Origin of the sequence: Flavobacterium sp. (assembly GCF_041392005.1) — a bacterium.
Taxonomy (GTDB): domain Bacteria; phylum Bacteroidota; class Bacteroidia; order Flavobacteriales; family Flavobacteriaceae; genus Flavobacterium.
In genome coordinates, this window is sequence record NZ_JAWKMX010000039.1 from 1 (window position 1) to 8,558 (window position 8,558).

An 8,558-nucleotide genomic window follows, 5' to 3' on the forward strand; every position below is an offset into this window, starting at 1 on the left:
GATTCTCTCCGACTCCACAAAAAACCCTGTAATACATTGTTTTTACAGGGTTTTTATTTTACGGTTGCCGTTTTTGTTGCCGTTTTAATTAAACTTTTTATAATTTTCTGCTTGTTCAAAAATCTCTTTATAAACTTCATCTCTGTCGACAGGTGGGTAATCATTTTCTGCTAAAAGAATAATCAAATCTACTTTTAATTCTGCTTTTATGTCATCACGCTTACTCCAGTCAGCATATTTAGCTTTGTCGTCAACCACATTTTTAACTTCTTTAGCTAAGTGTAATAATTTTTTTTCTGGATAAGGAAAATCATATTTTACGGTAAGCATTTTTAAAATATCATAAAAAGCCTTCTCTTCAACATCTATACCTAATTCATTTAACTCATCTTGCGATTGTTTAATGGCAAAATACAACTCCATAATCTCATTCGTGAAGTCTTCTAAAACTTCACTACGTAAAACATCATTCTCGTTTCGCTCGTTGTATTTGCTTACAATAAACTCTAGTCGTTTTGAAAAATCGATACCCGCTACTCTATTTACTTTCTTCATTTTATCAATGGCTTGTTGTAAAAGCTTTTGTAACAATTTGAATTTTGTATGAGGTAACTTTATCTTATCTAATTTTGCTAAATAATCATCTGAAAACAAGTCGATTTCTTTTGCTTCGTCTTCACCAAGTTTAAAGATTTCTTCAACGCCTTCACTTTCGATTGCTTGTTGAATCATCCCTCTTACTTTTTCGTTCATTTGAGCTGCATCAGGTGCAGTTCCTCTAGTTAATTTATAGACGATTGAACGAATGGCTAAATAAAAATGAACTTGGTCTTTTTCTTCTTCAGAAATTAATTCACTACCTGAACAAATATCAAAAGCGGCTTTTAATCGCTTAACAATGTTCATGAAACGAGTTTCAATCTCTTTGGTCATTTGAACAAATTCAGCACCTTTATTTAAAGTTTGTAATTGTTCTAAAGCTGTACCATTAAAATATTTTGACGCATCAAACTTATGAAATAACTTTGCTAATAAATCTAATTGATTTTTAACAATTATAACCGATTGTTCTACTTCTTCTATATTAGTTTCCTGCCCCGAATTATATTGTGCTAAAGCTAAATTCATTTGCTTTTTAATCCCAATATAATCTACAATCAGCCCTTTTTCTTTTCCTTCAAAATTTCGGTTTACTCTCGAAATGGTTTGAATTAAATTATGGCGTTGAATAGGTTTATCAATATAAATGGTATCCAAAAACGGAACATCAAAACCAGTTAACCACATATCGACTACAATCGCAATTTTAAAGTTAGAATTGATAAATTTAAATTGACGGTCTAATTCTTTTCGATATTCTTTAGTCCCTAATAAATCATATAACTCTTTTTCATCATCTTTGCCTCTAGTCATTACCATTTTTATGCGTTCAATAGAAAGTAACTCGCGCTTTTCTTTTTCGCTTAACAGTTCTAAATTTTCCGCTTCTTTGGCAATTCCCCACTCAGGTCGCAATTCTAGTATATTTTGGTATAATTGATAAGCAATTTCACGACTACTCGACACAAACATAGCTTTTCCAGCCACACTCGATTTTTCTTCCATTCGCTTTTCATAATGCGAAACAAAATCTTCAGCTATTGCTTTTAAGCGAGAAGGATCTCCTAAGATTACGGTCATCTGCGACATGGCTTTCTTACTTTCTTCAATTTGATTTTCGTTGCTACCTTCATCTGCACATTGTTCGTAGTAATTTTCAATTTCCCTCAACCTATCTTGATGCAACATTACTTTTGCTGCACGACCTTCATAAACTAAAGGAACTGTAATTTCATCAGCAACCGATTCTCGCATGGTGTAAGAATCCACTATTTCACCAAAAACATCTAAAGTGGCATCTACTGGAGTTCCTGTAAAGCCTACGTAGGTAGCATTAGGTAACGAATCGTGCAAATATTTTGCAAATCCGTAAGTTTTCTTTACGCCTGATTCGGAATAGATAACTTTCTGATTTAAGTTGGTTTGACTTCGATGCGCTTCATCCGAAATACAAATTACATTGGTTCTATCGGTTAAAAGTTGAGTATCTTCTGTAAACTTGTGAATGGTGGTCATGAACACCCCACCACTATTTCTACCTTGTAATTGCTCACGCAAATGTGAACGACTCTCTACGCTCACGATGGTCTCGTCCCCAATATAACCTTTTGCATTGGTAAATTGTCCAGAAAGCTGATCATCTAAATCGGTTCTATCGGTAATGATAACAATGGTTGGACTTTTAAAATAAGTGCTTCTCATAATCATTCGAGAAAGGAAAAGCATCGTAAAACTTTTTCCACAACCTGTTGTTCCAAAATACGTTCCACCTTTACCATTACCTTCTGGTTTTTGGTTTTTCTTTATGCTTTCAAATAACTTTATTGTGGCATAATATTGTGGATAACGACAAACGATTTTCTCGTTCTTTTTAGAACTATCTGGCAAATAAATAAAGTGATGAATAATTTCTCTTAAGCGGTCACGATTAAACATTCCTTGAATCATAGTAAACATCGCATCAATACCATCAACCTCATTAGTCATTCCGTCTGTTTTACGCCATGCATAAAAAAACTCGTAAGGTGCAAAAAACGAACCTGCTTTTGTGTTTACACCATCACTAATTACGCAAAAGGCATTGTATTTAAATAGCTCAGGAATATCTCTATTGTATCGAGTGGTTAACTGAACATAAGCGTTATGTATGGTAGTATCTTCTTGAATTGCCGATTTAAATTCAAAAACTACTAAGGGTAATCCGTTGATGTACAAAATCAAATCGGGAATACGCATTTCGTAGCCTTTTATGGCTAGTTGATTGACAATTTTATAAGTGTTGTTGTCTTTTTCAGAATAGTCAATCAATTGAATAAAAATATCTTTTTGCGAACGATCTTCACGTTTTAATAAAAAGCCATTGCACAACTTATCCATGAACTTTTTATTAGACTCATACAAATCAGAAGCTGGAAGATTATCGAGTTCGCGAATAATACTCGTTATTTCATTATCCGTAATATTTTCTTCTGTATAGTTGCTTTTCAAGTATTCACGTAAATCATTTTCAATCAACACCCTTTCGGTAACTATATGACCGTATTGCGTAGGTGCTTCAGCTACTATATTTTCGTCTTGTTTACGCACCTCGTTTCCTACTACATGGGTCATTTGCTCCTGTTGCAGTAAGTCTATAAAGGCTTGTTCTAGTTGTGCTTCAGTGAATTTCATTCTAAAACTTTAAATTAAATATTTCCGAATTCGAATTAAATAAAAACGTGCTGAAAAACAACAGATTATGTTTTTTTATCGAAAACCAATTAAATAAAATATTTATGTTTTCCGAATTCAAATTAAATAAAAAAGCATTGATATTCAACAAGTTATTACTAATCTCCATTTTATAATTAAATAAATGATTATGCCCAATATGGAATATATAGACTGAACTTTTTTGATACATTTTCTGAATCTTTTGGTTTTATTTTACCAGCATCCATAGTTTCCTTTATTAATAAGGATATTTGAGCTGCTTGCTTGTCATGCATACCAAAACGCTTTCTTAAAGAAGCATTATTAAAACCGCCATTACCGTAATATTCAATTATACTATGTTGGTAACATGCTTCTATTCGTTCTTCATTTGTCATATCCGCATATTTTTTAGGAGCATACATAGTTACCTCAAAAGAGTTTTCAAGTTCTTGGAATTTTAAAGGTGGTAAACCAAATAGTTCGATAGCTATAACTGCTTTTTCAAAACCTGAACCTCTTTCTTCGCAAATATTGTATCGTCTAAATGCTGATGCTAAAATTTCATTACGAGATTCGGGAGTGGTACGAATAAGTCGGTCGATTTTTTTAGAAGGTAATAATTTCCCTGGATTACTAAAAACTATTCTATCGTCGAAGATTTCAATCATTGGTCCTGAACCTCTAATTGAAAAATCTTGATGGATAAGAATGTTAGCAATTAATTCACGAAGTGCTATTTCTGGATATATAGAGGTGTCAACACGTAAAGCATTTTTAATGATTTCACTATCTTGAAGCAATCCTTGAATAAATAAAATCAAAGCTTCAAAACCTACTGCATATCCTTTTCTTCCAGGATATTCTTTGCTTGCACCAGCTTTATTTTTACCTTCATATTTTATAAGCCTAACTACTTTTCTTGTTAAGCCATCAAATTTATTTAGGTCTTTTTGCCGTTGCAACGGCCCCAAAATTGGTAATATAATATCCTTTACCATCAACATCTACAATCATTTTTTCATCTTCAATCATTTTGAATTTTTATAACGTGATGGTACAGGCTTTATTCTAAAAGTTCAAAATTTTATCATATTCTAAAAGAGTAATTACTTCTACTTCGTTAAGAAGTTTTGAAGCGTGTAGTTCTTCCCAAGTAGGAGTTTTGCTATTCAACATTAACGCACCTACGTCTGGTCTTGATGCTTTGCGAGTAGTACCACCGCTTCTTATAAAACTATCTTCAATAGTTTTTCCTTTTAAATGAACAGGTTTTACTGCACTTTCTAAAATATGAACAAATAATATCTCTTTTCCTCTAAAGGTTTCAATACTATGATCAATTTTCACTAAAGGTTCAACACCATCACGACAAAGAGAAGCTAAACGCTCTACAATATTATCGGCTTCCTTTTTTTGAATGCCAATTATTTCAGCTGTTTTATCATTGATACCAAAAGCTAAAAAACCACCACCCGGCATATTGGCAAACGCTGCAATATGCTGACATAATTTTTCGTTTTTTGGTGAAAGTGTTTCTTTCCAATCTATTTCGTTAAGTTCGGAAGGCACTTTTCCTAATGATTTATCTAAGTAGCTTATAGCTTTTGGTATCCAGTTTTTCATAATTATTTTACTTTCTTAATTCTTGAATACGTTTTTGCACCCAAACTGGAGCAAACTTGAGTTGCGATTTCAGTATCTCATTGTCTAATTGCAAGACAAATGGTTGCAATTTTTGCAAATGAGACTCATTAACTTTGTGTTGTCCTATTTCTTTTAGCCCTTGTGTAATAAGCAATAACAACTGATCTTTAATCGCTAAATTACGAGGTGTTGTCTTCTTAAACTGAATGGTACGATTTCCTATAGCTATTACACGTTGTGCACCATCAGTTAAATACACTGCTTTTAAAGGTATTTGTGTAGTAATACCTAGTTGATATAAAGCTAATGAACCTGTTGGTGCTATTCTAGCTTTATCTCTTTTAGCAATCTCTACAGCAATCTCTTCTGTCGTTGGGTACAGTATTCCTAGTAATCCATCTTTTTTAGGCACTAAATAAATACCTTGAGCTAAACGCTCTAACAACCCTTCTTTTTCTAAACGCGACAATACCTTTCGAACATTCTCTGGAGAGCCGAATTTCACAAAATCATCTGCGAAAAAAATTTTACCCTTAGGTGATTTTTTTATCTTTAATTCTATTTGATTATGAGAGGATTGCACGATTTTTATTTTTTAATTATGTCACAAATTTAGTAAATATTTGTGACAAAAATATGATTAATTAACATAACACTTCAGAAGGTAATAAGTACGAAACAAAAATTGATTTTCCCATTTACTAACATCTTTTAATGTATTATCAATATGGTTTCGTTATCTAAAAATAACTTTATCTTTTCTGTTAACATAATTATTTTAATTTCTCTTTGATTAACTCAACAAGTAGATCATAATCATTAATTATGTCTGTTTTCTTTAAATCATTAATAAGAGAATTTTTAATTTTTTGTTTTTGTTCTTTATCTTTTTGGACTGCCCTATCAATATTCGTAATAGCGTTTTTCTTATCGTCATATTTATAATCAGGGTTTTCTTCAACTATTTTAGTCAAAATATAATCTTGATTGAAAAAATCTTCCATAGTTGTAAAACTTCCTTTTAAATCTGAATAACCAATCCAATTATCTTTAAATTGAGGATAATTTTTCTGAAAATCAATTCTCTTATTACTTGACACTTCATCTGAGTCAGCTACAACAACAAACTTTTTATTTGCTAAAATTAATAACGAAACAAACTGTTCAACCCCAGAAATACCCCATAAATAAGTAATGCCTATATTTTTAAAATCATTCGTTTTTTTATTAAATGATAAATACTTATTAAATAACTCCTTATCTAACCAGCCTTCAAAAATTATGTTAACAGGTTGTAAACATTCAAAAATACTAGATCCTATTGCTCTTCTTAATAATTCATCATCAGTATATGGAGCATTTTTATCTTCTATTTTAATCGTAGAAATATCATCCTTTTTTTCAACTACAAGATGTCTATCTAAACAATTAGAATCAATCATATATTGGGAATGTGTTGAAAAAACTACTTTTGATTTTTTACTTATTTCAATTAATTCGTCTTTTAAAAATTTTGCGCTAGTAGGATATAAACTTTGGTCTGGTTCATCAATAAGAATTATATCTTTTTCAGATATCTTATTGGATCGAGATGGTGTTGACAGCATTAGAAGAATACTAATAAACTTCTTAAAACCATCGCTTCGGTCTTCAAAATTATACTTTGCTTTATTTACAACTTTAATAGACATTTCATTTCCATTTGGTAGTAATTGTATTGAAGTTGTGTTAAAATCTTTCCAAATCTTTCTAAAAGTCTTCGTTACTTCTCTAGAAACTTGATCCAACAAATTAAAGTAATCACCATCTTCAGATTTAGCATTTTCAAATTCCTCCCGAATTTTTCCTCTCCCGCATAAATGAAAAATATTCTCCAATCCTTTAAACTTATAAGGAGTAGAAATAAAAGTATTTATATCTACAGAACCTGGTAATAAATATTCGTCAGAATAACTCCAAAAATGACATGTAAATTCATCATACGCATATATTTCTTTTAATAAATCAAAAAGTAAATCTTCAAGTTTAACGATATTACCCTGAGTTGTAGAAATAACACTTCCATGCAATCTAATTTGTTCCTTTAATTCATAAACTTCTACAGGCTTCCAATAAGTATATTCAATTGAGCTATTATCCTTTATTGATATTTTAACAATGAGTTCATAAAAGATTTTTTTAATATAATTACTTAAAGAAACACCTTTCTTAAACTTAATATTTTCAATTCCGCTATAAGTCTCAAGAAAAGTTTCTTCTAATAATTCAAAATCATTTTTCTCTAAAGATAAAACCGCTCTTACATAATAATCGTTATCATCAATTTTTTCATTATCAATTCTTTTTCTTCTATCTTTATTACTTACTTGATATTCACCAAAAACACTTGCTATTGCTTTTAAAATATTACTTTTACCAGCTTCGTTTTTTCCCAATAAAATCAGACAATTGTGGTTAAAAATAATTTTTTCATCTTTAATTGATCTAAAGTTTTTGATTTGAACTTCCTTAATTTTCATTCCTTATAGTTGTTGTATTAATTATCAATTTTTAAATCCCTAAAATCATCAAAAAATAGCTCGTAGCCTTTTTCTTTGTTTTTAAGTTCTAAAGGTAACCCGTTTTGTAATTTATTAATGTCTTCTTTGGTTAAAGGAGCATCATCATATTTTGGTAAGCCTATGTATTTCTTTTCTTGTAAAAAATGGGAAATACTACAATAGCTATTTGGATGTTCGCTTATTGCTTTTTGTTTCAATTGTTCAAAAGTAGTGGTTTTAATCTCTGCTAAATTTTCAAAATCTTCTGCTATATCTTCATAAACTATCATTTCGTTGCCACCAAAAAGATGAATTAACGTCTGGTGTTCTTTGCGCCAAACTTGCAAATAATTTATTGACTCTTTTAATGAAGCATAGCTAAACAAACGAGTAAAACTTCTCCAATCGTACGATTCTAAAAAATGAATATCGATTGCATTTTGAAAAATATCTAATTTTATACCATCACCTTTTTCAAAAAATTCATAATACAGTTTGTTTTTACTATTAATAACATCTTCTAAATCTCTTAGATATGGTAAAATTTCATTTGTAATAAATTCCTTGTGCTTTTCTAACAATTCTCTATGTAAATAATACATATCACATAAAAAGAATTGCTTTTGCGAGTTGTCATTAAAATCTACTTTACCTAGTTCTATATAATCATAATCGCCTTTCCAGTGTAGTGGTGCAACTTCTAAATTAGTACAATATCCATACACCACAGTAGCTTGTAACTTACCACTAAGCTGCTGCGCTACAACTTCTATTGAAGAAGTGTTTAACGAATGATTGGATAATATGGCGGTTTGGTTTGACATTGATTAAAATGGTAAATTATTTTTCAATGGTTTTTTTTAGATTTTCAATTTGTCCTGAATATTTATTATTTATATAACTCAAAATTGTAATACAACCCATTTTTATTTCGTCAGGAAGTATAGGTTTGTCAATTCTAATTATTCCATGTGATAAATCTTGCATCATTGAATGTAATGAACTACAACCCTTTAAAATATCATTTTGTTCAATAAATGAGATTAACTTAATACTTGGGTTTTCAAACTTTGAAATAGT

At 30.4% G+C, this 8,558-nt stretch carries 7 protein-coding genes; all 7 read right to left on the reverse strand.

Annotation, left to right across the window (positions count from 1 at the left end):
- Window positions 1-84 precede the first annotated feature (84 nt).
- Entirely contained in the window at window positions 85-3,270 is a 3,186-nt protein-coding gene (locus R2808_RS11150) for a type I restriction endonuclease subunit R (protein ID WP_371271092.1), read from the reverse strand.
- Between the two features lie 188 nt (window positions 3,271-3,458).
- On the reverse strand, window positions 3,459-4,298 hold the full coding sequence (locus R2808_RS11155; protein WP_371271093.1) for an ATP-binding protein: 840 nt from the start codon (window positions 4,296-4,298) through the stop codon (window positions 3,459-3,461).
- Window positions 4,299-4,362: 64 nt separating this feature from the next.
- Entirely contained in the window at window positions 4,363-4,917 is a 555-nt protein-coding gene (locus R2808_RS11160; RefSeq protein ID WP_371271094.1) for a helix-turn-helix domain-containing protein, read from the reverse strand.
- Between the two features lie 7 nt (window positions 4,918-4,924).
- Window positions 4,925-5,521, reverse strand: a complete 597-nt coding sequence (locus R2808_RS11165) for a DUF6088 family protein (protein WP_371271095.1) — start codon at window positions 5,519-5,521, stop codon at window positions 4,925-4,927.
- Window positions 5,522-5,711: 190 nt separating this feature from the next.
- Window positions 5,712-7,457, reverse strand: a complete 1,746-nt coding sequence (locus tag R2808_RS11170) for an ATP-dependent endonuclease (protein ID WP_371271096.1) — start codon at window positions 7,455-7,457, stop codon at window positions 5,712-5,714.
- Window positions 7,458-7,474: 17 nt separating this feature from the next.
- On the reverse strand, window positions 7,475-8,302 hold the full coding sequence (locus R2808_RS11175; RefSeq protein ID WP_371271097.1) for a hypothetical protein: 828 nt from the start codon (window positions 8,300-8,302) through the stop codon (window positions 7,475-7,477).
- A 16-nt stretch (window positions 8,303-8,318) separates the two neighbouring features.
- Window positions 8,319-8,558, reverse strand: a 240-nt coding sequence (locus R2808_RS11180; protein WP_371271098.1) for a hypothetical protein, incomplete at its 5' end; no start/stop codon positions are given.